Here is a 25,168-nt window from a genome sequence, read left to right on the forward strand (position 1 = left end):
CGGCCCTCGATCAAGGCTCGGGCGCAGGCAGCGGGGGGTCGACCGGGGGAGGTGCGACCTGGCTGGGGGAGACGTCCAGAGACCCGGCCTCGGGGGGCAGTGGGGGCAGTGACGCCTCATCCACCGGCGCCGGAGCGGCCGGCTGGGGGCTCAAGGCGTGGGGGGGCAGGACGGCGACTCGGGGCGCCATCGGCTCCTCGCCGGGGGCGGAGCCGAGGGGGGACTCGGCCTCGGGCATGGGCTCGACCACGGCCACGGGCGCCGCGGCCTCCATGCTCGGCGCAGCGGCGACGGCGGTGTCAGGTGCCTCGGTCTCGGCCTCCTGGGCCGGCTCGGCGGCCTCGGCGACGACGGGCTCGTGATGCTCCGGCGGCGCGGGGGCGGCACCTTCGGCCGAGGCGACCGCGCGAGGCGGTGCGATCCCGGTCTCCTGCGCGGCCTTGGCCAGCGCGGCGTTCTTCGTCGCCTTCGTCTCCCAGGCCCACATGGAGGGCCGGGCACCCATCCGCCCCTCGGGATCCTGCGAGAGGATCGGCCGATACGGCGTCGGGAAAAGGCTGGCCACCTCCTGGTTGTAGTCCAACCCGCCGACTTGCGACGCGTTGAGGACCGAAGGGGGGATGAGCTGACCCGACTCAGTCGCCGGGACCCTCATCACTTCGGAGCTACAGCCGACCCCGGCGCCAAACGGTAGGAGCGCCAGGGCCGTCGAACGTATAAGGCGATACCGGCGTGACGCCGGTTGGACATCGTGGCGTTTCATGGTCATCCTCTCGACCTTCGCAGCCCGGTGCGCGCGGACGACCGGGACCGCTCCCTGGCGGTTTCCAACCGACATGGCCGCGATCCATCGACGACCACGGCCGGAGCCGATGCGAAGCCTGACGATTCCGCTCAGCCCTAGATATCGGTTGTCGCGAGAAGACGGATTGAGCCCGATCGAGCGATTTCAACAGTCTCGCCAGGTTCGCCATTGCGCTCAAAGAATCCCCAGACCCCCCAGAAACCGGCACAGGCTTCATTTCAACGAAACCCTCGACGAGCCAAAAATCCTTCGACGGCAATGACTTACAACTAGTATCGGCCTCGCTTGCACCTTTCGAGGGCTGCCGTTAGGATCAGGGGTGGAAAGCGGGGTTCGGCCACGAACCTCGTTCCTGCCTTCTTCATCGATCGGATGAGGAGAAGGCCGGCGCATCGCTCTCCCCGTGCGATTCCGACGAGGACCCGACCATGGATCGAATGAGTTTCCATTACCAGGCCACCTGCACGGCCCCCGGCTGCAACCGTGCGGCCACATATAAAGTGGCCGCCCCCTGGACCAACGCCCTCAGCCAGGAGCTCAAGAACTACGGGCTCGCCTGCGAGGAGCATCGTGATTCGCAGTTGCAGGTCGCCCGAGAGCACCGCGACTCGCTCAACGTGGCCGAGGAAGAGAGCGTCGGCCCGGTCGAGCTCTATCGGCTCGTCCCCGGCCGTCGCGACGTCGAGCTGAGCCAGATCGGCTGAACCGGGGCTCGCGCCCACGTCATTTGATGATCGATGGGGCGGGTTCTTGTCGTGCGGCCGAGTGAAGAGTCTTCGACGCACGCGATCGCAAGCCAACGCTCGCGACTCATAACGAGAGGGATGGATCCCTTGACCATGCGGAACTGGCGTGGGACGACCCGTTGGGCCCGGACCGGAGCCTGGGCGCTGACGATGCTGATGGCCTGGTCCGTCGGTGCGATGGCGGCCGAGCCCCAGGCCCGGAACCTGTTCGCGCAGTTCGATCTTCCGGATGCCTGGGAGAGTCGGTTCTGGCGCGATCCCGCCGTGGAAGCCTTGCTCGCGCTCGAGCCCAAAGCGATCGCCGACATGGTCCCGATCCAGGCGGGCGTCCGGTACTGCCGGTGCCCCGCCTGCGACGCGACCGAGGCCGAGGATCCGCTCGGCTGGTCGGTCGCCAAGCCCACGATCCTCACCTGCAGGCGCTGCGGCATCGCCGTCCCCAACGACAAGTTCCCCGCCCCCGACAAGGACAAGAAGATCCCCGAGGAAGCCGTCGAGGTCCTTCCCCGGATCATCCACAAGTATCCGTATCACGCGGTCGAGCCGGAGAAGCAGCGCTATCCCGACGAGCGGCTCTACCTCGCCGCCAAGCGTGACTACGAGGTCCGCCAGTTCCTGACCAAGGCCGCCTTCTATGCGGCAGTCCGTTATCACAAGGCCCCGGCCGGCAAGAAGGACCCGAAGCTCGCCCGGTTCGCCTCCGCGGTGATCCTCCGCTTCGCCCAGGTGTATCCGGCCTACGCCACGCACTTCGACCAGCCCGAGAATCCCAAGGTCTTCCAGCAGGCGGATCTGACCCCTCCCTATCGTCGAGGCTACAAGACCGGGAAGTGGGACTGGACGGCCAGCCTGAACGTCCCGCTCAATCTCGTCATCGCCTACGCCCTCCTGCGCGACGACCCCGCCCTCGTCGAGGCGGCGAAGGCCCTCGACGACCCCCACCCAAGGAAGACGATCGAGCGCGACTTCTTCCGTGCCTCGGCCGAGTTCGTGAAGATCCAGCCCGAGGAGTACAGCGAGATGTCGCTCCAGGCCTATCGAGGGCTCCTCGCGGTCGGGCGACTCCTCGACGATCCGACGCTCGTCCACGAGGCCCTCGGGCGACTCGACGGCTTCGCCGAGCGTGGGTTCTATCACGACGGGCTCTGGCGTCAGGGGGATGTCTCCGCCCACCGGCGGGTCATGTCGCTGATCGACGGCTGGATCGACAGGCTCCTCGCCGGCTACTCGGATCCGCCCGACTATCGCGAGCGTGAGCGAGAGCCCCGGCTCGACAAGATCGCGGGCGTCTCGCAGATCCCCGTCCTGATGCTCGCGAGGAACGCGGGGTCGCTGGCCCTGAGCGAGCCGCCGACTCCGGAGATCCAGCAGGCGGCCTGGCCGGTGGTGGCCCGACCCGCCAACCCGAGGCATCCCGCCTTGCTCGGCGGCGCGGGACTCGCCCGCCTGGCCGTGGGGGAAGGGCCGGGGGCCCTCGACCTCGAGGTCCGCGGGCAAGACAACTTCGGCGGCCTCCACTTCCAGCGCCTGGCGTTCCGCCTCTCCGTCGCCGGGAAGTCGGTGATGGGCGACCTCGACGAGCTGGCGGCGACCCCCACGGGCTGGGAACGCTCCACGGCGAGCCACAACACGGTCGTTGTCGACGGCCTGAACCAGCGCGAGTCGCTGGCCAAGGCGTCCATCCCCGCGCTCGGGAGCAACTTCCTCTACTTCGCCGCCGACCCCGATTTCCAGGTGGCCAGCCTCGACGACCCCCGCGCCTATCCCCTCTCCACGACCCGATATCGCCACACCATGATCGCAAGCTCGAATGAGAATGCGAATTATGCCGTCGGCGTCTTCGAGGTCCATGGCGGCCTGCAGCACGACCAGATCTTCCACGGCTCGGCCGGCTCGACGGCCCGCTGGGAAGTCGGGGTGCCGACGTTCGCGGGGCCTTCGTCGTTGCTCCCGTCGACCATCCCGTTCGTCCCCAACGCCAGGGCCGAGGACGGGCGCTGGTTCGTCCAGGCCTACGGCGAGTTCACCCCGCTGGCCCAGGCCCGATTCAAGAAGCCGACCACCGCCAGCCTCCGTCGACCGGACGGCTCGGGCCTCCGGCTCCACATCCTCGGCGACATGCCCGCGGCCGTCGTCACGGCGACCAGCCCGGATCCGACCATCGAGGTCAACACCAAGGCCGGGGAAGAGCCGGGACGCGGCAGCCTGATCCTGCGCCGGCGCTCGGGCAACGGCTCGACCCTGAAGACCACGTTCATCACCGTCTTCGAGCCCACCCTCGGCGAGAACAAGGGCCTGCTGAGGGTCGGACGCGTCGGCTCGCCTGAGGGGACTATCGTCCTCTATGTCGAGACCTCCGCGGGGCCGGAGAACATCGTCATCAACCTGCAACCGGGCACCGAGGTCGACGTCGCCCTCGCCGACGGGAACCGCGTGCGGACCGACGGCCTGGCGGTCCGGATCGTCGGGCAGGAAGTCGTGCTCGCCGGAGGGACGTTCGCGGAGACCGGCGGGCAGAGGGTCGTGCAGAGCGAGGCTGAGGGTCGGATCACGGGCACGATGCGTCATACATCCGAGGAGGAGCGAGGGTGGTTCACCACCGACGTCTCGCTCCCCGACCCGGCCACGCTCGTGGGACGGACCCTGCTCGTCCGCCACGGCGACGGCACCACCCACGGCTGGACCCTGAGGGCCGTCGAGAATACGAGCGAAGGCGCACGCCTGCACGTCCTCGAGGAGCCCGGCTTCGAGGTAGGTCGCCGGCGCGACGACCCCGCCCAGTATTATCAGTTCCCGAGGAACTCGGCCCCGGGCCCGCACAAGTTCCGCATCTCGAAAATGAGTCGTTCGATCGCACCGAGAAGTTGACGTGAGGGTTTCGTGTCGAATTTTCGCGTCGCGATATTGACTCTGCGAGCGAAGCGGATATCCTACCCGTGTCGCTCGTGAAGCTTCATCCACAACAGCCTCTCCGAGCGGCCGAGGCATCTGCCTCGATCATATGGCATTGTACTTATCATAGCCCCGTCGATCCGTATATCCCACGGATCGACGGGGTTTTTTCGATGGCCTCGATTTCAAAGCGACGAGGGCTGGAATGTCGCGAAGCTGGGACGGAGACGGGCCGGAGCTCATTATTCCCTGGGGAGGGCGGACGTGGACCCTCAAGGTCGACGATCCCCAGCCTGGCTTGCGGCTCCCCGCCGAAGGCATCGGGCCACTCCTCGGCCTCGAAGGCCTATCGGCGAAGGGGCGCACGGCGACCGACGTCTTCACGTTCAAGACCCTGGTCTCCTGGGAACGTCGCGCTGATCGCGTCGAGGCCCTCTACACCATCGAAGGCTGGGGCGGCCTCACGGTCCGAGCCGTCTGGAGCCTCTGGGAAGAGGACGGGATCGATCTCGAGGTCCAGGTGAACGCCAGCTCGGTCGACGAGCTGAAGGCCCTGGAAGTCCGGCTCATCAGCACCTTGCCCGACGACACCGACGGCAGCCGCCCGAGGCGGTGGGTCGAGCCTCGCGACGCGCGATCGGCCGGCCTGAGCTATGACGGCCGCGAGACGGATGTCCGCAACCTGACGACCCTCCCCCCCTCGGACGAATCCAACCCGATCGCCCCTCGCGTCCTGCCCGGCCCCTGGAAGGACGGCTGGTCGTACGCCGAGATGGTCCTGCCGCACGACGTCGCCCGGCGGATCACCGAGGCGGGCAAGCCGTCGAGCCTCGGCCACACGACGCGCTACGGTCTCTTCGGCCACGACCTGGAGAAGGGGGTCGTCCTGCGTGCCAGGCTCCGCGCCCTCTGGTCCAAGGCCAAGGACCCGAGGCAGGAGGCCCTGACGCTCGACGAGAAGTTCCGCAAGGAGCCGCCCCCGCTCGGCCCCTGAGACTCTCGTCGACCAGGGTCGGTTCGGGCTTTCGATCGGGCGCGGGACTTACTACCTTCCGTAGAATGCCCGAGCCGTCCGCGATCACCGATCGAGCCTAGAGAACCAGGGTAACGACATGCCGAAAGCCTTCCGCATCACCGAGACTGGCGGTCCCGAGGTCCTGAAGTGGGAAGACGTTGAGGTCGGAGAACCGGGCGAGGGCCAGGCTCGGATCCGGCACACGGCCATTGGCGTCAACTACATCGACACCTACCACCGCTCCGGCCTCTACCCGCTCCCCTTGCCGACGGGCCTTGGCAGCGAGGCGGCCGGGGTCGTCGAGGCCGTCGGCCCCGGGGTGACGGTGGTCAAGCCGGGGGACCGCGTCGCCTATGCCGGTGGCCCTCCCGGCTCATACGCCGAGGCCCGCTTGATCCCCGCGCAGCTCCTGGTCAAGATCCCAGGCGGGGTCTCCGACGAGATCGCCGCCGCCGTGATGCTCAAGGGGATGACCTCGCAGTACCTCATCAAGCGGACCTACCCGGTGAAGGCCGGCGAGACGGTCCTCTTCCACGCCGCGGCCGGCGGCGTCGGCCTGATCGCCTGTCAGTGGCTCAAGGCGCTGGGCGCGACCGTCATCGGCACCGTCGGCTCGGACGAGAAGGCGAAGATCGCCCTGGCGCATGGCTGCGATCACGTGATCATCTCCACCAGGGAGGACGTCGCCAAGCGCGTCCGCGAACTCACCGAGGGCGTTGGCGTGCCGGTCTCGTTCGACTCGGTCGGCAAGGACTCCTTCCTGTCGTCGATCGACTCCTTGAAGCCGCTCGGGATGTTCGTCAGCTTCGGCAACTCATCGGGCAAGGTGACGCCGTTCGACATCGGCCTGCTCACGCAGAAGGGGTCGCTCTATATGACCCGTCCCTCGCTGGCGACCTACACGGCGTCGAGGTCGGATCTGGAAGCGACCGCCGCCGACGTCTTCGACGTGATCCAGTCGGGCAAGGTCAAGGTCGAGATCCGGCACACCTATCCGCTCGCCGAGGCGGCACAGGTCCACCGCGACCTTGAGGGCCGTCGCACGGTCGGCTCGATCGTCATGACCCCTTGATCGACGCGTCGAGCCGCAACACATTCAGGCTACGCCTTGTCGCCCTCCCGCAAAGGAGTGCGACAAGGCGTAGTCTTCTTGGTTCGAACCAGTCGTGTTCACGTCTGCAATCGACAAGATGCGCCGGGATGACTCTTGAAGAGGTCATCCGGCATCAACCCCACTGCCAGGTCCAGGACGATTCGCCCGCGGGGAGCTCGACGTTCCAGGCGAGCCGGCAACTGCGACGGTCGTAGGGGGGGGCGGGGATTTCCGGGACGGATTGCCAGGGGCCGAGCTCGGTGAGGCCCGGGCAGCTCAGGACGACCTCGAGCATGACCGGCTCCTGGAGCCTGGCGTTGATGCTGAGGTGGTGCACGGCGCCACCGATCGGGCGCTCCAGCCGGTATGTCACCTCGCCGCAGGCGAAGGTCTGGCTCAGGCCGATATGCGGCCAGGAGCTGGGGAGGGCCGGCTTGAGCATCAATCGACGGTCGACCGCGTCGTAGTCGAGGCCGGCGAACTCGAGCATCGTGTCGGCGAGCATGGCGTGCAGGCCCCAGACCCCGGCGGCGGCACCGCCGCTGTGCTTGGGCCCGTCGGACACTCGCAGGGACGAACGCAGGAGCAGGCCGAGCGGGAGAAGCCTGGCCAGGATGCCGTCGAGCATGGCCACGGCGCGGTTCCAGTGCCGGACCTGGCCCGTCTCGCGTCCCAGATCGAGCAGGTAGCGAGCCATCCAGAGGGTGGCGAGGCTCGAGATGTCGTGGCTGTGCGACTCGCTCGGGGCGACGCTCTGGTCCGGACTCTTCGGATCCGTCGACCATCGCGAGAGCATGTTCGGGTCGCCGCTGACCGCGTTGTGCCGCAGGATGGCCTCGGCCGTCCGGATCAGGCGGGGATCCGATGCCGGCAGCAGGCCGAACGGGACGACCAGGCCGAGCTGGCTGATGTCGAGGGCCCTCGAGCGGTTGAGGAGCATCTCGGGCCGGTCGGTCCAGAGACTCCTGACGGTCGAGAGCCGGCGGGCGTCGAGGAAGCGGCCGGTCTCGATGTCGACGAGGCCGGGGCCGTCGCTCCCCGGGGCCGTGCCGGTGCCGAGGATCCCCACGTTCCAGATCTCGTCGGCGAGTTCCCGCCAGCGGGCCGCCGGCCCGGTATGCTCGAGCAACTCGGCGAGCCGGGCCGCGGCCCTCAGTCCGGCGACCACGCAGGCGTTGGAATAGAGGAAGGCCCCGTAGTGTTGATCCCAGAGGCCGGCCGATGAGATCAGCTTCAGTTCATCGACCCAACGCAGGCCCGGGTGCCCCGACTCCCCGCTACAAACAAGCGCGGCCTGCTCGATCATCGGCCAGACGGAGGCGACGAACTCGCGGTCGGCGGTGCGGCGATAGTGGCGTTCGATCCCCCAGGGGATCATGGCCGTCTGGTCGACGGCGGGGGTCTCCCACTCGGGGCCGCCGTCGATCGTGTACTTCTGGAACCAGTACGAATAAGGGCGATTCAGGCCTCGGACGCGCGAGAGCCACTGGAAGACGCCCCGGCCCGAGGACGTGTGCCCGAGACGGTCCATCGTCCCGGCGACCCAGATCGCGTCACGCGGCCAGCAATAGGCGCTCAGGCCGCGGTCGAAGCCTGAGGCGATGGCCCCCCACTGCGCGTCGGCGTGAACCGCGGTAGCCAGGGCCGAGCGTCGGAGGCTGACCGCATACGTGGGCTTGGCGAAGTGGAGGCTCGGCAGCGGCTCGACGAACGAATCCCACTCCTGGCCGGTGGACTGCTCGACCTGGTCGAGGTCGGCCGAGCGGAACCAGGCGAGGGCGGGGCGAAGCCAATGCTCGAAGGTACCGGGATCGCCGCGCCAGCCCGTGAAGGCCCCGCTCACGAGCAGGTCGACCGTCACGGTCTCGCCGGCGGAGAGGTCGAGCCAGCGCAGGAGGATCGCCTCGTTGGGCCCCGTCGGCTCGCAATGGACCTCACCGCGGTCGTCGAGCGCGACGGCGAATTCGACCGTGGCATCGCGAGCAAGCTTGCGGTTGGCGTGGGCGTGGCCCCGGTTCGTCGCCAGGAGGGTCCGATCGCCATCCTGCCAGCTCAGGCCGGGCTCGCCGATCCCGCCGTTCACCTCGGCGTGGATGTAGACCCCGAGCAGGGCCCTGCGTGCCTCGGACCCCTCATTCTTGATCCGGAAACGCTTGATGTACTGCCCGGGAGACTCGGTCCCGCCGGCCGTCCTCGGGAGGCTACTCCCCATGGCGATGAAGTCGGTAATGAGGACCCGGATCGGCCCCCCTCGCCACGAGAGCTCGGTCATCAGCAGGTTCGTCGCGCCGAGGTAATGCTGGAAGGGCTCCCAGCTCAATCGCTCGGTGAACCAGTCGAGCCTTCTCCCGACCGCCAGGCCTCCCACGATCGCCCGGAAATGCGATCGGCTCTGGGGGCGGTCCCCCTCGGCCGGCCTGACGTCGGAGTGCAAGCCCACGGTCGGGAAGTAGATGTCGTAGGTCGACCCTCGTGAGTCCACCCTGGCCGTCATCTGGCGGTTGCCGACGAGGCCCTCGGGGCTGATCCCCACGATCTCGGATGTTTCGCTGCGGTCGGGGAGATTCGGCCGGACGATCGTGTCCTGGGGCGGGCTAGACGCCACCTCGGAGTTCCGGCAGCGCACGGCCGATCGGTAATGGAGCCGGACCCCGACGGGCTGAGGTGGGATCGGGACGTGCCAGAGGCTATTGACGCCCTTATTCTCGATCCAGAACGCCGGCAAAGGGCCGAGCGGGACGTCGTCCGCCGACACTTCGAGCCAGACGATCTGGTCGGCCTCGATGGGATGGGTGCCGACCACCACGGCCGACCAAACCCCGGCGCGCACCGGTCCGCCATGCCGCCCCTTCGCCGCCGCCTCGATCCAGGTCGACACCATATCTCATATCGCCCCGCGCCCGCGTCGCGCCCGCCCAGGCCCGAACGTCCCGCCGAGAATGCAGCGGGCCGTGATACGACCCGGGCGTTCGATTGTGAAGGCTTGCCTGGACCGCGCCAAGGCCCGTGTTCACATGACGACCCGCTTTGTACCATTGCCCGAGCCGTTTGCCCGAAGAATGATAGGAAGCCCTACAAGGCGCGTGTCCGGAGTCTAGATTGCCCGACAATTCGACGCGTGTCCAAGATTCCCGCGCGGAATCGCCCGCGATTCGAGGCAATCGCCCGGACGACCCTCACCCAACCCGTCCCATCGAGCCTCATCCTTCATGTATACGAGTTTCAACGCGAGGGCCCTCGGCCTCAATATGTCGACCGAAAGGACGCTCGAGCTCGCCAGCCTCGCCGGTTTCGAGGGGGTCGACCTGCTCGTGCGCGACCTGCTGGAACGCAATGAGGACCCCAGGGAAATCCGCTCGCGCATGGACGACCTGGGACTGCTCGGGGGCGCCTTCCCCCTGCCGGTCGACTGGAAGGACGATCCCCAACGCTTCGAGGCCGACCTCGGGCGCCTGCCCAGATACGCCGAGGCCGCGGCCGAGCTCGGCCTGTTGAGGACGGGGACGTGGGTCCTCCCCGAGACCCCCTCTCGGCCGGAATCGGAAGCGAAGTTACCAGCTTATCTCGCCTCCGTCGCGGCCTGGCACGTGGACCGGCTCGGGAAGATGGCACGCGTGCTCGAGCCCTACGGGGTCATGCTAGGGCTCGAGGTGATCGGGGTCGAGAGGTTCCGCAAGGGTACGGGCGTCCCCTTCGTCGCCTGCATGGCCGACCTCGACCGTCGCCTGCCGGCGATCTGGGACGAGGCCAACAACCTCGGGATCCTCTTCGACTCGTACCACCTCTATGCGGCGGGAGAGCCGGCCGAGGCCGGGCTCGCATGGGGGATTGAGCGCGTAGTCTGGACGCACGTCTCGGACCTGGATCGCGATGCGCCTGACGATCGCACGGCGATCACGGACGGAGATCGGGCCCTGCCCGGACATCGTGGTGTGGTGGACTGCAAGGGCCACCTCCAGCGTCTGTGGGCGCAGGGATACAAAGGGCCGGTCACGGCCGAACCCTTAGCGGGATGTCGAATGCTGCAAGGACTCGATGACGAAACCGTGGCCCGCAACGTCGCGGGGGCTCTACGCTCGGTCTGGCCGAGCCCGTCGAGACTGACCTAACCTAACCACCGAGGCGAGACGACTGCCGGTTCAACGGAGAACCGGCACGTCTTCGGTCGCCTTGAGGGAACGGTTCGGGGAGATCTCTTCACGGTAGACGGGAACTTCGTGAGGAGCTTCGATCCCGATCCGGATCTGGTTGCGGTCAATTTTGACAACCGTCACGACGATGTTATCACCGATGACGATCTTTTCGCCTAGCTTCCTGCTCAAAACCAGCATGGTCAACTCCCTCTCTTGGTGATTACCCCGTTGTCGAATCTCCGCCACCGTTACAGGTTGGCTCAAGGTTCTGCACTATTTATAAAGCACATCGAGTGCCAAAGGGAAGTGGCAACAGGAAGAATATTCCCTAACCAATCCCCAAATTTAAAGTTAGATCCTCATTCGACTGCAAACGGATTGGGTGTTACCCCTCGAGCACTTGTCAACATTGCCGCCAGTTCTTCGTCCGCTATTGTAAAAATGGGAGGCTGAGTTGCCACACGCTTGGTGACGACCAAGGGTTGAGAGCCCCGATTGTCAATCTCTCACCCCCACGGCCTGTCGCAAAGTTGCCGCGACCCGACCAGTCGATGGCGTAAGTCCGAGCTTGTCGGCCTTGCCGGCGCCAATCTCCAGGGAATCCCTTCAACTTCCTTTCACGCCGAGAATCAAGCGAATTCGCAGCCCTCGCCCCGTGACAATCCACGGTCAATCCGCCACGGCAACCCCGCCTGATGCGGGATTCGATCAGACTTTCATTTGTCGATCTTTTCGCCGCCAACGATTCGTGCCGCGGGTAGCCCGGTTTACAACCGACATTCTCCCGGCTTTGTTCCGACCGAGGTTTGTGCCTCGCCAACCCGCGAATTTGTACTCCAAACGCAACCAACCCGATGATTCCGCGACGCCGAACACATTGTGCGCAAAGGCGCCGGTCGTAAGTCTTTGATCCCGATGAAATTCGGACTCCCGTTTTGATCTCCGGACAGGTGTCAAGGCTCCGGCACCGGGAAGTCAGAGCGCATCTGACAGGAGTCAAATGCGTGTCGTCATCTGACGGAGAGGGGGATCCGGAGGGGCCGGAAACCGAGGGCGTCGGCGGCGACGCAGTAGTAACGCGTGCCCTGGACCATCCCCTGCGTGGCGAGCGACCACTGCGCCTGGATGTGCAGGTGGCCGTAGAGGCAGATCGAGACCCGGGAGGCCTGGAACCGGGAGACGCAGGGGCCGGGACGTCGGTGGGCGTCGAACGGAGGGTAGTGCCAGAGGACGATGAGAGGTTCACTTCCCACTCTCAAAGTGGCCCCTTCGGCCAGGGACGCGTCGAGGGCCGCGAGCTCGCGATCCTCGACTTCGCGCTGCTGGGCCTCGGGCTCTTCGGCGAGGACGGCCGTGCCCATCGCCCCGCAGACGATGATGTTGTTGACTTTGACGGCATTGCCTCCGACCGCCAGGATCGACTTGCGCAGGATGCGCTGGACGTTCTCGACGCCGTTCCACCAGTGGTCGTGATTGCCCGCCGAGAGGACCTTGGTGCCGGGGAGGCTGTGGAGCCAATCCAGGTCGGGTTGGAGGTCGCGATGGTTCCTGGCCATCGAGACGTCGCCGGGGAGGAGGACGAGGTCATCCGCACGCACGACGGCCCGCCACTCGCGCTCGAGCTTGTTAGCGTGGTCGCGCCAGCGCTCTGCGTAGCGTTCTCTCCGGTCGGGGCGAGCGAAGGAGAGGTGGAGATCCGAGATCGACCAAACGTTCATGACCGACCTATGCCATGGAGCCCGGCCTGGTCGCCGACGAACGGGTTCGAGCGACGCTCGGCGGCAACAGTCGTCTCCGGGCCGTGCCCCGGCAGGACGCGCGTATCGCCGGGCAGGTTGAAGAGCTTGGACCGGATTCCGGAGAAAAGCAGGGGGGCATTGCCGCCCAGGTCCGTCCGGCCGACCGAGCCCAGGAAGAGGACGTCACCGCCGAAGACGATCACGGGCTCGAACCGATCGCAGACGAGGACGATCGAGCCGGGGCTATGGCCGGGGATCTCCCGGACCTCCATCTCGATCCCGGCGAACTCGACCCGCTCCCCCTCGTCGAGCAGGCGGTCGGCCTCGGGGCTGACGATCGGGAAGCCATAGAGGCCGCTGAGATTGGCCTGGGGGTCGGTGAGGAGGTGGGCCTCATTCCTGCCGATGACCAGCGGAGCCTCGGGGAACTCGGCCTTCATCGCGCCGTTGCCCGCGATGTGGTCGACGTGGCCGTGGGTATTGAGGATCGCGGCCAGGCGCAGTCCGTTGGATTGTAACGTCTGGAGGATCGATTGGGCGTCGAACCCGGGGTCGATCACGAATGCGTCCGAACGCCCCTTGAGCCAGACGACGTAGGACATCTCGCCGAACGGGTCCGACTCGATCGCCACGATCTCGATCTCTTGACTATTCATGACACACTCCATGAGGCCGGGCCGATTTCATTCGCCCCTGGTTGTAATTTCGCGGCCGCAATTGCAATAATAACAACATCATTTTCTCGACGAGCCTCGTCGCCCGCACGAGCAATCGTCAATATCGGAACCTCTTGAATCGACTTCTTCGAGTTCCTCGTACTTTTCCCGTGGCCCCGGAATTGCAGGGTAGAGTTTCCCTTTGAAGGAAGCAACTCCGCCGCAACCGGCCCGCGATGTCTTCTGCGCGCGATTACGCGACCGGGCTTCGCTCCTTCGGCACCATCTCCAGCGGAAAGACTGAGATTCACACCCGCCATCCGCCGGTCGACTGGCCGGTACGAAGGATAGAGTATGAACATCGATTTGAGGTCACGGGTTGTCGGTTTCGATCCGGACCGGCGATGGATCGTCCGGGGGCTGGTTGCTTGCGCGGTGATAGGAGCGGTGGGGATCGCGGCGGCGCCCGCCGGCAGGGGGGGCGAGCCGACGTCTCCTTCGAGCTCGAAGTCGTCATCATACTCGACGCCCGGGGGGGCCGGAAGCGTGGGCGGTTCCGGGGCCCTCACCGTCTCGCTCCGGGAAGCTTCGATCCCCTCGCCCGACATCGAGGGGACCCTCGACACCGGCCTGCGTCGCGCCGGGACCGACAGCAAGGAAGCCGCCTCGGAGACCTCGAAGCGGAAAGGCGACGAGTCGGCCGACCGGGTCGCCACCACGCTCGGGCGTAACTCGCCCTCGAGCCTGCCGAAGGCCGTCGCGACCTTCCATCCGACGAGCACGGAGTTGGACTCGTCCCCCGAGGCCATCGCCCTGGCGCTCCAGACGATCGCCGAATGCAAGTCGCGTTATGCCGAGATCAACGACTACACCTGCACCTTCTATAAGAGGGAGCGGATCGATGGCAAGCTCCATCACCCGCACGTGATGTCGATGAAGTCGAGGACGAAGCCCTCGAGCATCTACTTCAAGTTCGTCACCCCCAATAAAGGGCGCGAGGCGATCTTCGTGACGGGCAAGCACAAGGGCAAGATCGTCTGCCACGACGTGGGCCTCGGTAAGTTCTTCGCCGGCACCATGCACCTCGACCCCAAGGGGACGATGGCCATGGGCGAGAACCGCCACCCGATCACCGAGGCCGGCATCGGCCAGCTCATCGAGACCGTCTCGCACCGCTGGAATGCCGAGCTGAAGCCCGAGGACTCGGCCGTCGCGTTCCACCCGAACATGCACGTCGGCGACCACGCCTGCCGGATGATCGAGTCGGTCCACCCCGAGAAGCGCCCCGAGTTCCTCTTCCACAAGGTGAAGCTCTTCATCAGCCACGAGACCGGCCTGCCCATCCGCTTCGAGGCCTACGACTGGCCCCGGCACGCCGGCCACGCCCCCGAACTGATCGAGGAATACACCTACATGAACGTACGCGTGAATGTAGGCCTGCGCGACACCGACTTCGACCCGGCCAGCCCCCAGTACTCCTTCGGCCGGTTCTGAACCCGGACGTCGAAGGCCCGATATCGCTCGACCAACATGGAACGAGGTTGAGGCCGGCTTCATCCCGGCGTCAACCTCGTTCCCGCGCGCCGTCTGCGCGCGGCTCGCACGCGCATCAGCTTGCCGATTCGGGCCAACCAATGTAATTCCGGTTATGCCGAAAACGCCGAAAACCTCGACCCGAGTTCGCGTTTCTCACGAAATGCTTATGTGTTCACCGAGGCCTCAGGAAGGTTTGCGGGACAGAGCGAGATTAATCCGCACAATCCTCACGTGACTCGATCGGGCCGGCCGATAGATAGACTCGGCTGGAGGGAAACGGAGACTGGGTCGTTCCCCCAACCAGGCCGCGAGTCGACCCCGGTCGGCTCGCGAATTCAAGGTGCGGATTCGCCAGGGGAATGGGCCTGGAAGCGGCCTTGGCAGGTCGTAGGGCCTTCGCTAGAATCCGCCTCGCCTCGGGGACGTCAGTTTAAATCCCTGGATTCCCGGGGATCAACACCCCCCACGGCCGAGGCGTCACTTCCAGCCTGGCGATTCGCGCCGATGTCGATGCGGGTCTGATTTTGCCGACCGCCCTCAAGATGAGGGATGGTCTCCGTCCGTCCGATCCATGGAAGGAGGCTCGATGAGCACGGTCCCGACCGCCAAGGCTCAGGTCCGCGTCCATATACGCTGGATGATTCGCCGCGACATGCCCGAAGTCCTGGCCATCGAGCACGCCAGCTTCGAGTATCCCTGGTGTGAAGAGGAATTCCTCCGGGTGCTCCGCCAGCGCAATTGCATCGGCATGGTCGCCGAGTACGGCGAGCGGGTCGTCGGGTTCATGATCTATGAACTCCACAAGAACCGGCTCCACGTCCTCGACTTCGCGACCCATCCGGAGTTCCGCCGCCAGGCCGTCGGCCAGCAGATGGTGGCCAAGCTCATCGGGAAGCTCTCGAATCATCGCCGGACCCGCATCGTGCTGAGCGTCCGCGAGACGAACCTGTCGGCGCAGCTCTTCTTCCGCATCCAGGGGTTCCGGGCGATGGAAGTCGTCCGCGAGCACTACCAGGACACCGGCGAAGACGCCTACGTCATGCAGTACCTGCTGGACGAGTCGCTCATCGAGAGCCCGGCGCCCGCCAACCGGATCGCCAAGCAGCTCGAGAGCTGATCGAGCCTGAGGTCGGATCGAGTCAGGCCAGGGATCGAACCTTCCGGACGAGCCAGCGAGCCATGAGCGGACCGCGTCGGCAGGCCAACCAGCCTGCCGACGCGGTCCGCTCGCTTGTTACCACTGGCTATCGAAGACCCGCGATCGCCGAGCCAACTGGCCTCGGCCATCCCCGGCGACGATAATGGGGAGGTCAGGAGCGCCAGCAACACGATCCCTCACCCTTCCCGGGCGACCATGACCGACCTCGTCGACACCGAATTGCAAGCCCCGCCAACCGACCTCCGCGCCCCCCACGTCGGATTGCCCGAACGGGCCTCCCCGGCATTCAAGCGGGGCCTCATCGCCCTCGGCCTGCTCATCGGCCTGGGTAAGGCCCTTACCCAGCTCGCACAGAGATCCGACCTCCTGCTGATCCTCGCGGCACTCTGCGAGGTGCTCGCCTACGGCCTCGTCTTCGGCGGCCTGGCCGCGCTGATCGACCCGCTGCTGACCCTGACCTCATGGCTCATGACTCGCAGGTCGCGACGGGTTGAGAATAGCGTGCTTCGCGAAGAACGCTTGCTCGAGATTCTCGCGAGGATCGCCGAGCAGCGGCCTGCCTTCGCGCCCCCGCCGGCTCCGATGACACAAGCCGGGCCCCGGACCCAGCCAAGCCCGCCGACTCCCCAGGTCGAGCTAGACGAGGAAGTCCGCCGGGCGATCAGGGAAGGGCACTGGCAGGAGGCGTCGAGCCGGCTCCAGGCCTTTGCGTCCGAGGCCCCCGACGATCCTCGGGTCGCCTCCCTCTCGGCCGAGTTGGAGCAGGCGAAAGGCTCGATCGTCGAGTCGATCCGGGCGAAGGTCGCCGCCGCTCGCGGGGTGAACGACTCCGATCGAGTCTTCGAGCTCCACGACGAGATCGCCGGCCTCCTCGACCACGAGGCGAAGGACGCCTGGGACAAGGACCTCGTCCGCTGGTTCATGGTCGTGATCCAGAAGCGCCTCCGCTCCGGGACGGTCGGCCCGGACGTGGCGACGATCGCCGCCAAGGTCGCGGAGCGATTCGACACCACATCGGAAGGCGCAAGCCTCCGCGCGGCGCTGCCGACCCTGAGGCGAAGCGCCGGCCTCTGCGCCCGCTGCGGCGAGCCTTACAAGGGGCTCGCCGACGCCTGCCCCAAATGCCTGGGTGCCGCCTACGTCGAGCCCGAGATCAACATCGAGCCCGTCGAGGAGGAGGAGGAATCCGAGACCTACCGCGAGTTCCCATTCGGCGAAATCTGAGGTTCGGGAAGCCTCTGAGTCTTATTCCGGAAGGCCGGTCGGGTCGTCCAGAGGATGCCTCGAGATAACCGGCAACTTCGACAGAGACATTTCCCGAAATTTCCCTCGTCGGAAGATTTCTTGGATTTCCCGAGAGTTCCTCACCTGCCCAACTTGACGTGACGCCAGTCGTCGGATAGGGATTGATTGAGGACTTCTTTCCACGAAGACCAACATCAAGCTTTCGCAACCGAAGCGGAAAGGAGCGGGCCGATGTCCCGCCAAACGATACTGGGATGGGTCGTGGTGGCCTTCCTGAGTGCCACCGCACAGGCTCAAATGCCATTCCCTCGGGACCTGGTCCCGACGCGCTCGGCCCTGGGCCGGTTGGGCTTGGAGCGGCAGTGGATGACGGCCGTGCCGTTGACGGGCACGGAGCGTCTCACCGAGATCAGCATGGCGGACACCATGGTGTTCGCCCAGACCGACTACGCCAACTTCTACGCCTACGACTCCGAGACCGGGCGCATGCTCTGGGGCACGAACCTCGGCATCCGCACCGGCGACATCTATCCGGCCGACGCCAACTCCAAGCTCGTCTTCCTCACGAACTCCAACTATCTTTATGCGTTGGATCGTGGGACCGGCCGCACGGTCTGGACCGCGAATCTCGGGAGCCTGCCGACCAGCCCGGTCGCCTGCGACGAAGACTACGTCGTTGTGGGCCTGAACACGGGGCTCGTCAAGGGGTTCGACCTTCGCGAGCACGACCATGAAGGCAAGATCATCCGCGATGAGGACGGCAAGACGAAGCTGGCGACCCGCGCCATCCCCGTCTGGAACTGGCAGACGAACGGCTCGTTCACCTCTCGCCCGCTCCTCGCCGGCAAGCTCGTCGCCTTCGGTGCCCACGACGGCAAGCTCTACGTCGCCCTGACCGAAGCCAACACGCTCCTCTACCGGTTCGCATCAGGCGGCCAGATCACCGCGTCGATGGGTTCCTTCGGCACCCGGACGATGATCATCCCGTCTCAGGACCGCAACGTCTACTCGGTCGACCTGTTCACCGGCACCGTGAACTGGACGTCGCCGACAGGCTCTTCGATCGTGCAGCAGCCGCTCGTCTCCGGCGATGAGGTTTTCGTAGTCAACTCCGGCGGGATGCTGATGGCGATCGACATCCACGGCGGCAAGACGCTTTGGTCGGTCTCGACGCACGGCGGCCGGCTCCTCTCCGTCAGCGCCGGCAAGGTGTACCTCGAGACGCACGACGATGACCTCTTCATCGTGGACCGGACGACGGGCAAGACGATCGCCGAGCCCCGGGCCACCTACCAGCGGGCCGGCCTCAACCTCCGCCCGTACGAACTCGCGGTCGTCAATGAGCGGAATGACCGGCTCTATCTCGGCACGAAGTCGGGGCTGGTCATCGGGCTCAGGGAGATCGGCCAGTCGACGCCGCACCTCCACCGCGACCCGAAGGAGAAGCCCTTCGGCTACATCCCGCCCGAAGGCCTGCCCGACACCCAGACGCCCCCGATCCCGCCGACGGTCGACCAGCCGATCACCGACGAGGAGGTGGCGCCGAAGGAAGCGGATGAGGCCAAGCCCCTCGAGCAGCCCGCGATGGAAAACGAAGAGCCCAAGTAAGTGAAGAGGATCTCGGGCCCTTGCCGGGGCCTAAGACCAACTCCGGGCGGCGCTTCTTCACAGGGGAGCGCCGCCCGGTCGTACTTTCGAAGCCAGCGATTCAACGCGGCCCCCACGAGCGCAGGTGGACAGAAAAACCGTGAGGGAAAAGCCGCGGGGATAATTATCCTGGAAGTGTTGCAGGTTCCATTGCCCGTCTCGTCGGTGAGGAAGCGAGGAGCGAATGTCGGATCTCGTCCCGGTGCGCCGGGCTCTCTTGAGCGTGAGTGATAAACGTGGGCTGATCGAGCTGGCCAAGGTCCTCGTCGAGAACGGGGCCCAGTTGCTGGCCAGCGGCGGAACTCGGACGGCCATCGCCGATGCGGGCCTGCCGGTGACCGAGGTGTCGGCCTACACGGGGCAGCCCGAGATCCTCGGCGGCCGTGTGAAGACCCTGCACCCCAAGCTGCACGGGGGGATCCTCGCCCGGCGCGAGATCCCGGAGGATCTCGCCGCGCTCGAGGCCCAGGGGATGGAGCCGATCGACCTCGTCGTGGTGAACCTCTACCCGTTCGAGGCAACCGTCGCGAAGCCGGGCGTCTCGATCGACGAGGCCATCGAGAACATCGACATCGGCGGCCCCAGCCTGATCCGAGGCGCCGCCAAGAACCACGCCCACGTCGCCGTCCTGACCGACCCCGATCAGTACGAGCAGGTCGCCAAGCTCCTGCGAGATGAAGGGGGCACCACCCTCGAGACCCGCCGGGCCCTCGCGCTGGCGGCCTACACCAAGACGGCCCAATACGATCGCGCCATCTCCGAGTACCTCGGCGAGGTCTGGGGTCAGGTCGAGAAGTCCAAGGAAGACTTCCCCGCCACCTACTCCCCCCAGTTCGAGCGCCGGAACGTCCTCCGCTACGGCGAGAATCCCCACCAGCGTGCCGCCTTCTACGTCGAGCCGGAGACGAAGGGCCCCAACCTTGCCACCGCGAAGGTGCTGCACGGCAAGGAACTCTCGTACAACAACCTGCTCGACCTCGACAGCGCCCTGCGCCTGATCCGCAACTTCGCCGAGCCCGCGGCGACGATCCTCAAGCACAACAACCCCTGCGGCGCCGCGATCGCCGAGAACCTGGCCGAGGCCTTCGAGCTCGCCTACGAGGGGGATCCGGTCAGTGCCTTCGGCGGCATCGTCGGCGTGAACCGCCGGGTCGACCGGGCGACGGCCGAACGCCTCTGCGTCCCCGGGCGTTTCATCGAGGCGATCGTCGCCCCCGGCTATGACGAGGACGCCCTCAAGCTCCTAACGACCAAGCCGACCTGGAAGAATAGCGTCCGACTCCTCGACCTCGGCGCCGAGCTCGGGCCGGGCTCGCCCGCGCCGGGCGGATTCGACATCAGGCGCGTCGAAGGGGGGCTCCTCGTCCAGGATTGGGACGCGACCGAGGCAGACCCCGCGTCGGGCACCGTCGCCACCAAGCGGGCCCCGACCGACGCCGAGCGCCTCGCGCTCGGGTTCGCCTGGCGGGTCTGCCAGGCGGTGAAGTCGAACGCGATCGTGCTGACCCAGGGCTGCCAGCTCGTCGGCGTCGGGGCCGGACAGATGAGCCGGCTCGACTCGGTCCGGATCGCCGTGAACAAGGCGGGGGCGAAAGCCAAGGGCGCTGTGCTCGCCTCCGACGCCTTCTTTCCGTTCCGCGACGGCCCGGATGTCGCTGCGGCGGCAGGGGTCACCGCCCTGATCCAGCCCGGCGGCTCCAAGCGCGACGACGAAACGCTTGCCGCCTGCGACGAGCACGGCATGGCCATGATCCTGACCGGCCGGCGGCACTTCCGCCATTGATCCGACGCGGTCGAGCGTCCTCTCATTCACACCTGGCCCAAAAAAACGCCCCGGCCCGAGATCACCTCGGGCCGGGGCATTGTCGTTATCAAAGGGAACAAGGCCTTTGGTCGGGCTCAACGGTGACCGCCACCGCCGTGGCCACCGCCACCACCATGGCCCATCCCGCCGCCGCCGAAGCCACCACCCATATGCCCGCCCCCCATGTGGCCTCCGCTGAAGCCGCCCATGTGGCCTCCGCCCATGCCACCGACGTGCCCGCCGCTGAACCCACCGACGTGCCCGCCACTGTAGCCGCCGAGGTGCCCACCTCCCATGCCGCCGAGGTAGTTACCCCCGCCCATGTGGTGGTTGGCGACCCCGCCGTTGAAGTTGCCGAGGGCGTGCTGCTGGAAGCCTCCCGGATTACCGCCGAGGTGATGGGTCGGCATCCCGCCCAGGCCCGCGCCGACACCTCCCGCGAGGTGGTTCGGCCTCATCCCGCCGAGCTGGTTGCCCATGCCGGCCCCGCCCAGATGATTACCGCCGACGCCACCGAGATGGTTCAGGCCGTTCGCGCCCAGGGCGTGGTTCGCACCCAGGCCGGGGCCTCCGGCGCCGTGGTGCGTGGTGTTCGCGGCGCCAAGGCCGCCGAGGCCACCGGCGCCGTTGCCTCGGAACGCACCGGCCGCGCCGTTGTGCAGGCCGCCATTAGCACCGAGCCCGCCGAGATTTCGATTGAGCCCGCCCGCGGCTCCGCCGTGGGCCAAGCCCTGGTGGTTGATCGCGTTGCCGCCCAATCCGCCGCGGTTGATCCCGTTCGCACCCAGGCCGCCATGATTGAGCCCGTTGGCACCGAGCCCGCCATGGTTAATCCCGTTCGCACCGAGGCCGCCGTGATGAACTGCCGGCCCATTCGCGCCGAGGCCGTGGTTGAACTGGTTGATGTTGTGCGACAACCCGCCCTGATGGTTCAGGCCGTTGCCGGCAAAGTTAGGTCGAGCGGCCGTGTGCGAGATCGGGGTATGATGCACGCCATTGAAGCCGGCTCCCCAGTTCGACCCGCCGCCCATCCCGGATCCCCGATGCGTCAGCGACGCATTGCGGAAGGGGTTGCCGAACGGGTGCGACGAGGGAGGGGCGCTGACGCCATGACGAGCGCCTCCCGCGACGAGCGAGGCGTGTCGGACCGCCGCGCCGTTCCCGAGGCCGCCGGCATGGTTGGCGAACCCGCCCCGACCCGCGTTCAGACCGGGGTGATGACCCGCGACGCCCGCCCAGCGATTCCCGGCGCCGAACGCCCCGCCACGATTGACCCAATGGTTGTTACCGCCGTGGTTGCCACCGGGATAGAAGGGGTAGTGACCGCGGCCGCCGCCGTGACCTCCCCAGTTCCCGTTGCCGCCTCGGCCCCAGCCCCAACCGCCGCCGCGATGGGCCCAGCCACCGCCACCCCAACCACCTCGATTCCAACCCCATCCGCCTCGGTTCCAACCCCATCCGCCCCAGCCACCTCCCCATCCCCAGCCGCCGAAATAGGGATTCCCGAAGCCCCAACCGAAGGCCGACCCGAGGCCATAGCCGAACGGGAAGCCGAAGCCGCCATAGCCGAGGTACGGATACCCCAGGCCATAACCGAAGGGATAGCCGAAGCCCGCGCCGAGGTATGGATAGCCGAAGCCGTAACCGTAATAAGGAGACCCGAGGCCGAAGCCGAGGCCATATCCCAGGCCGAACCCAAACGAACGGGCCAGGGCGCCGCCGAAGAGACCGAGGTTGTTGTAGCCATATCCGCCGTAACCATATCCGCCGTAGCCATAGCCGAATGTGTTCGGCATCGCGTAGCCGTAGGTCGCGTACGGATAGCCGAGGGTGCCGTAATAGGGGTAGTCGAGGTAGCCGTAGTACGGGCTGATGGTGCCGTACTGGGCATAGCCGTAGTACTGGCCGTTCGGGTCGTAGTAGCACCCGGGATAGCCATCGTAGTACGAGTTCGGCCGGCCGAAGGCTCCATAAAGGAGGCCATAGCTCTGCGGCGAGATCTGGGTGTACGGCTGATAGACCGTGCCGGGAGTCCTGGCCGCCTCATCGACCTGGGCCGGGGCGAACAGGGTCCCGCGATCCTCGAGGACGCGATCCCAGTAGCCTTCCTGGAACGTCCAGCCTTCGGGCTGGTGGACCCACTGCGCGGGGACCCACGACCAGCCTTCCTGGCTCTTCGACCAGAAGCCGGGCTTCCAGACGACGCCGTCGCCATCGGGGACGTACGTGCCCGGGACATAGAAATAATCGTTGCCGGGAGCCGCGCCGGGCTCATCCTCCGGGTGATCGGCCGGGGGGCCATTCTTGCGGAAGTCGATCCGGTCGGTCTTGCGGTCGCTCCAAAAGCCGGGGACACGATACCAGCCGGTGTCGTCACGCTTCCAGTAGCCGTTGACCCAGAAGCGCCCCGGAGGCGCCACGCGCCAGGTCCCGGTCACCCAGACGAAGTCCTTCCGGCCTTCATCCCAGGACCAGTAACCTTCGATCCACTGGGCCGACGGGTTCGGCGCGTCGACGCCAGGTCGCTCGACGATCGGCGGCGGAGGAGCCTTCTCGACGCGAGCCGGATCGCGATCCTTGGCAGGGGAGAGGAAGGCCTCGTGCAGGGGACCATCGTTCAAGGCCTTGACGGGCCCCTTGTCCTCGGTCGTAGCCGGTGGCGTATTGCTGGCCTCGGGCGACGGAGCCGGCTCGTTCGCATTGCCCGCGTTGGGCTCGGCGATGGCCGGAGCGTCGGCGGGCGCCTGGCCCGGATTCGGATTGGCGAATGGGGATTTGTTATCGTCGGCCGCGGGTGCCGGAGGGTTCACCTGCGGTTGTTCGAGCGGTGGTGCGTTATCTTGCCCGACGGAAACGCCGGGGCTCAGGAGCGACGCCGAGAACAGCGTCCCTAGCCAAAGGCCCAACCCGAGGACAGATCGGGAAAACATGGTGAACACTCCGGCTGGCGGTTTAGACCCCACAGAAGATTCGGACTCGAGGCTCTCGACTTACTACGAACTCAAGTTCATAGCTGATCGACAAATCTGCCGAATTCCGCTTGGAACGTGAACGGACAAGGACGAAGTGGGGGGAGATGTTATTCCGGAGGCGCATGCGAAAGGTGCACGTCTCGGATCGTCGCACCCCAAACAGTAACACGCCCGATTCTCAGAAAGAGAAAGACACTCTGGTTTCTTGCCGCTAAATCCTCGTTACAAGCCGCCCCACGTTCACAAATGGATTTAGTAGCAAGTCGAATGCCGCCCTGGATCGAGGCTTACGCACGTAGGCGACTGTCAATTCCCAACGAGGCTGTATGCGTGGATCTGCGGGCCAACGGCCTCATCGTCAACCCTCCGAATTTCTAGATCACCCGACAATCCTTACCAATTCGCCAATCGAAACCACCCCTAAAATCTACTGGATTTCCGCTCTTTCCCCATTATTACAAGGCTTGAGAAAAGGAAATTGGCCGCGACTTCGGGAAAATCACGACTCGACAAATCCCATCATAGCGTGCATGATATCGTTAGTGTATGTTGTGCCAGATTATCGCTCGGGGTACAATACGTCAATGTGTTGCCGACGCAGGCGGGCGTAATCGTCAACACACGACTCGATCATCGCGAAGGGATCGCCCCATGAAAGCCGAGCTGGTCCCCGAGAACGGGGACGCGCCGATTCCGATCGATAAGGACATGACGATCGTGGGCCGTCGAGGCTATTGCGACGTCGTCGTCGACCACGCCAGCCTGTCGAAGCGGCATTGCGTCCTGGTGAAGACGGACGGCCTGCTCGTCATCAGGGACCTGGCGAGCACGAACGGGACCAAGGTCAAGGGGCAGAAGATCCGCTGGGCGGCCCTCTTGCCGGACGACCGGGTGACCTTCGGCAGCTACAAGGTCCGGATCTACCTCGGGCCCGACGACGCGCCCGCCCCTTCGGAGAAGTGGCAGAAGCGCAAGACGAGCGTGGCCGCCGCGAGGCCTGCGGCGAGGGCGGATGCGGCGTCGCCGCTCCAGGCGGGGGAGTTCCCATCCCCGACGCCTCTGGGGATGCCGATGGTCAGTTCGGCCTCCTCGTGGCCTCCGGACCTCGGCCAGGACACGGACGACTCGGGCTGGCGGAACATGATCGGCGACAAGGATAAAGACGACGACGACATCATCATCGAGCTGGACTGACGTCGGGTCGCGTCCGGACGATGGGGTCCGCGGCCGAGGCAGGCCGAGAATTGGCGCGAAGCGGGCCCCTCGGGAAAGCAAGAACCGGGCGGTGCTTCCGAAGGAGGAAGCACGCCCGGTCGGTTGCGACTCAGGTTGTCGGGGTGAGGGGCCCTGGCGAGCCAGGCCCCCTGCCGATCAACGCGTCCTCAATCAAAGATCGTCAGTCCGAGGGCGACGGATGTCGCGCCGGAGCGGCGGATTGAGGTGCTCGAGCTGGCGGGCGTCCTGGGGATCCAGTCGGCTCGCCTGCCGATTTTCGCGCTGAATGGCCTCGTACACCTCCTGGCGGTGTACGGAGATTTCGATGGGGGCCGCGATCCCCAATCGGACCTTATCACCCCGGATATCCACCACGGTGATGACGATGTCATCTCCGATGATGATGCTTTCGTCGCGGTGTCGGGACAGGACCAGCATTTCAGGCTCCTTCCTCCTGCCAACGAGACCCGTGACCGTCCCTGATCACGTTGCCCGGGCTCTCGGTTACCAC

18 protein-coding genes are annotated in these 25,168 nt (G+C 66.2%); 11 read left to right on the plus strand and 7 right to left on the minus strand.

The features are described 5' to 3' along the window. Positions 1-10: 10 nt before the first annotated feature. Positions 11-763, minus strand: a complete 753-nt coding sequence (locus ACOYYX_RS10635; protein ID WP_422929901.1) for a hypothetical protein — start codon at positions 761-763, stop codon at positions 11-13. A gap of 470 nt (positions 764-1,233) precedes the next feature. Here ACOYYX_RS10635 and ACOYYX_RS10640 point away from each other — a divergent pair, with 470 nt between their 5' ends. The 4 genes from ACOYYX_RS10640 to ACOYYX_RS10655 all read left to right on the plus strand — a co-directional run bounded on the left by ACOYYX_RS10640 (position 1,234) and on the right by ACOYYX_RS10655 (position 6,530). Further along, complete coding sequence (locus ACOYYX_RS10640) at positions 1,234-1,509, plus strand: hypothetical protein (RefSeq protein WP_422929902.1); 276 nt, start codon at positions 1,234-1,236, stop codon at positions 1,507-1,509. Positions 1,510-1,644: 135 nt separating this feature from the next. Continuing rightward, positions 1,645-4,419, plus strand: a complete 2,775-nt coding sequence (locus ACOYYX_RS10645; RefSeq protein WP_422929903.1) for a heparinase II/III domain-containing protein — start codon at positions 1,645-1,647, stop codon at positions 4,417-4,419. Between the two features lie 229 nt (positions 4,420-4,648). After that, on the plus strand, positions 4,649-5,437 hold the full coding sequence (locus tag ACOYYX_RS10650; protein WP_422929904.1) for a hypothetical protein: 789 nt from the start codon (positions 4,649-4,651) through the stop codon (positions 5,435-5,437). A 118-nt stretch (positions 5,438-5,555) separates the two neighbouring features. After that, positions 5,556-6,530 (plus strand): quinone oxidoreductase family protein, encoded by a 975-nt coding sequence (locus tag ACOYYX_RS10655; RefSeq protein WP_422929905.1) that lies wholly within the window; start codon positions 5,556-5,558, stop codon positions 6,528-6,530. A gap of 154 nt (positions 6,531-6,684) precedes the next feature. Here the strand turns inward: ACOYYX_RS10655 and ACOYYX_RS10660 are convergent, their stop codons facing one another. After that, positions 6,685-9,432 carry a glycoside hydrolase family 15 protein gene (locus ACOYYX_RS10660; protein WP_422929906.1) on the minus strand — a complete coding sequence of 916 codons (2,748 nt, stop codon included), beginning with the start codon at positions 9,430-9,432 and terminating at the stop codon, positions 6,685-6,687. Between the two features lie 328 nt (positions 9,433-9,760). Between ACOYYX_RS10660 and ACOYYX_RS10665 the strand changes: the two genes are divergently transcribed. Continuing rightward, positions 9,761-10,660, plus strand: a complete 900-nt coding sequence (locus tag ACOYYX_RS10665) for a sugar phosphate isomerase/epimerase family protein (protein WP_422929907.1) — start codon at positions 9,761-9,763, stop codon at positions 10,658-10,660. A 30-nt stretch (positions 10,661-10,690) separates the two neighbouring features. On the opposite strand, the gene csrA (ACOYYX_RS10670) is transcribed toward ACOYYX_RS10665, so the two are convergent. The 3 genes from csrA (ACOYYX_RS10670) to ACOYYX_RS10680 form a co-directional block, all read right to left on the minus strand. Beyond that, positions 10,691-10,882 carry a carbon storage regulator CsrA gene (gene csrA / locus ACOYYX_RS10670; protein WP_422929908.1) on the minus strand — a complete coding sequence of 64 codons (192 nt, stop codon included), beginning with the start codon at positions 10,880-10,882 and terminating at the stop codon, positions 10,691-10,693. A gap of 812 nt (positions 10,883-11,694) precedes the next feature. Beyond that, positions 11,695-12,402, minus strand: a complete 708-nt coding sequence (locus ACOYYX_RS10675) for a metallophosphoesterase (protein WP_422929909.1) — start codon at positions 12,400-12,402, stop codon at positions 11,695-11,697. Then, entirely contained in the window at positions 12,399-13,079 is a 681-nt protein-coding gene (locus tag ACOYYX_RS10680; RefSeq protein ID WP_422929910.1) for an MBL fold metallo-hydrolase, read from the minus strand. The genes ACOYYX_RS10675 and ACOYYX_RS10680 overlap by 4 nt, the downstream gene beginning before the upstream one ends. 546 nt (positions 13,080-13,625) lie before the next feature. Between ACOYYX_RS10680 and ACOYYX_RS10685 the strand changes: the two genes are divergently transcribed. The 5 genes from ACOYYX_RS10685 (at position 13,626) to purH (ending at position 20,449) form a co-directional block, all read left to right on the plus strand. Continuing rightward, positions 13,626-14,573 (plus strand): DUF1571 domain-containing protein, encoded by a 948-nt coding sequence (locus ACOYYX_RS10685; RefSeq protein ID WP_422929911.1) that lies wholly within the window; start codon positions 13,626-13,628, stop codon positions 14,571-14,573. A gap of 628 nt (positions 14,574-15,201) precedes the next feature. After that, a complete protein-coding gene (gene rimI, locus ACOYYX_RS10690; RefSeq protein ID WP_422929912.1) occupies positions 15,202-15,732 on the plus strand; it encodes a ribosomal protein S18-alanine N-acetyltransferase in 531 nt (176 codons plus the stop codon). A gap of 114 nt (positions 15,733-15,846) precedes the next feature. Continuing rightward, positions 15,847-16,998: a hypothetical protein gene (locus ACOYYX_RS10695; protein ID WP_422929913.1), complete on the plus strand. Its 1,152-nt coding sequence runs from the start codon at positions 15,847-15,849 to the stop codon at positions 16,996-16,998. Between the two features lie 252 nt (positions 16,999-17,250). Further along, entirely contained in the window at positions 17,251-18,627 is a 1,377-nt protein-coding gene (locus ACOYYX_RS10700; protein WP_422929914.1) for a PQQ-binding-like beta-propeller repeat protein, read from the plus strand. Between the two features lie 223 nt (positions 18,628-18,850). Continuing rightward, a complete protein-coding gene (gene purH, locus ACOYYX_RS10705; RefSeq protein ID WP_422929915.1) occupies positions 18,851-20,449 on the plus strand; it encodes a bifunctional phosphoribosylaminoimidazolecarboxamide formyltransferase/IMP cyclohydrolase in 1,599 nt (532 codons plus the stop codon). 116 nt (positions 20,450-20,565) lie between these two features. Here purH and ACOYYX_RS10710 read toward each other — a convergent pair whose 3' ends face one another. Next, complete coding sequence (locus ACOYYX_RS10710; protein WP_422929916.1) at positions 20,566-23,400, minus strand: hypothetical protein; 2,835 nt, start codon at positions 23,398-23,400, stop codon at positions 20,566-20,568. Between the two features lie 693 nt (positions 23,401-24,093). Between ACOYYX_RS10710 and ACOYYX_RS10715 the strand changes: the two genes are divergently transcribed. After that, entirely contained in the window at positions 24,094-24,636 is a 543-nt protein-coding gene (locus ACOYYX_RS10715; protein WP_422929917.1) for an FHA domain-containing protein, read from the plus strand. 192 nt (positions 24,637-24,828) lie between these two features. Here the strand turns inward: ACOYYX_RS10715 and csrA (ACOYYX_RS10720) are convergent, their stop codons facing one another. Continuing rightward, the gene (gene csrA / locus ACOYYX_RS10720; RefSeq protein WP_422929918.1) at positions 24,829-25,095 is read right to left on the minus strand and encodes a carbon storage regulator CsrA; all 267 of its coding nucleotides are present in this window, start codon (positions 25,093-25,095) and stop codon (positions 24,829-24,831) included. Positions 25,096-25,168: the final 73 nt, after the last annotated feature.

This window comes from Singulisphaera chitinilytica (assembly GCF_049331405.1).
Lineage (GTDB): Bacteria > Planctomycetota > Planctomycetia > Isosphaerales > Isosphaeraceae > PoT.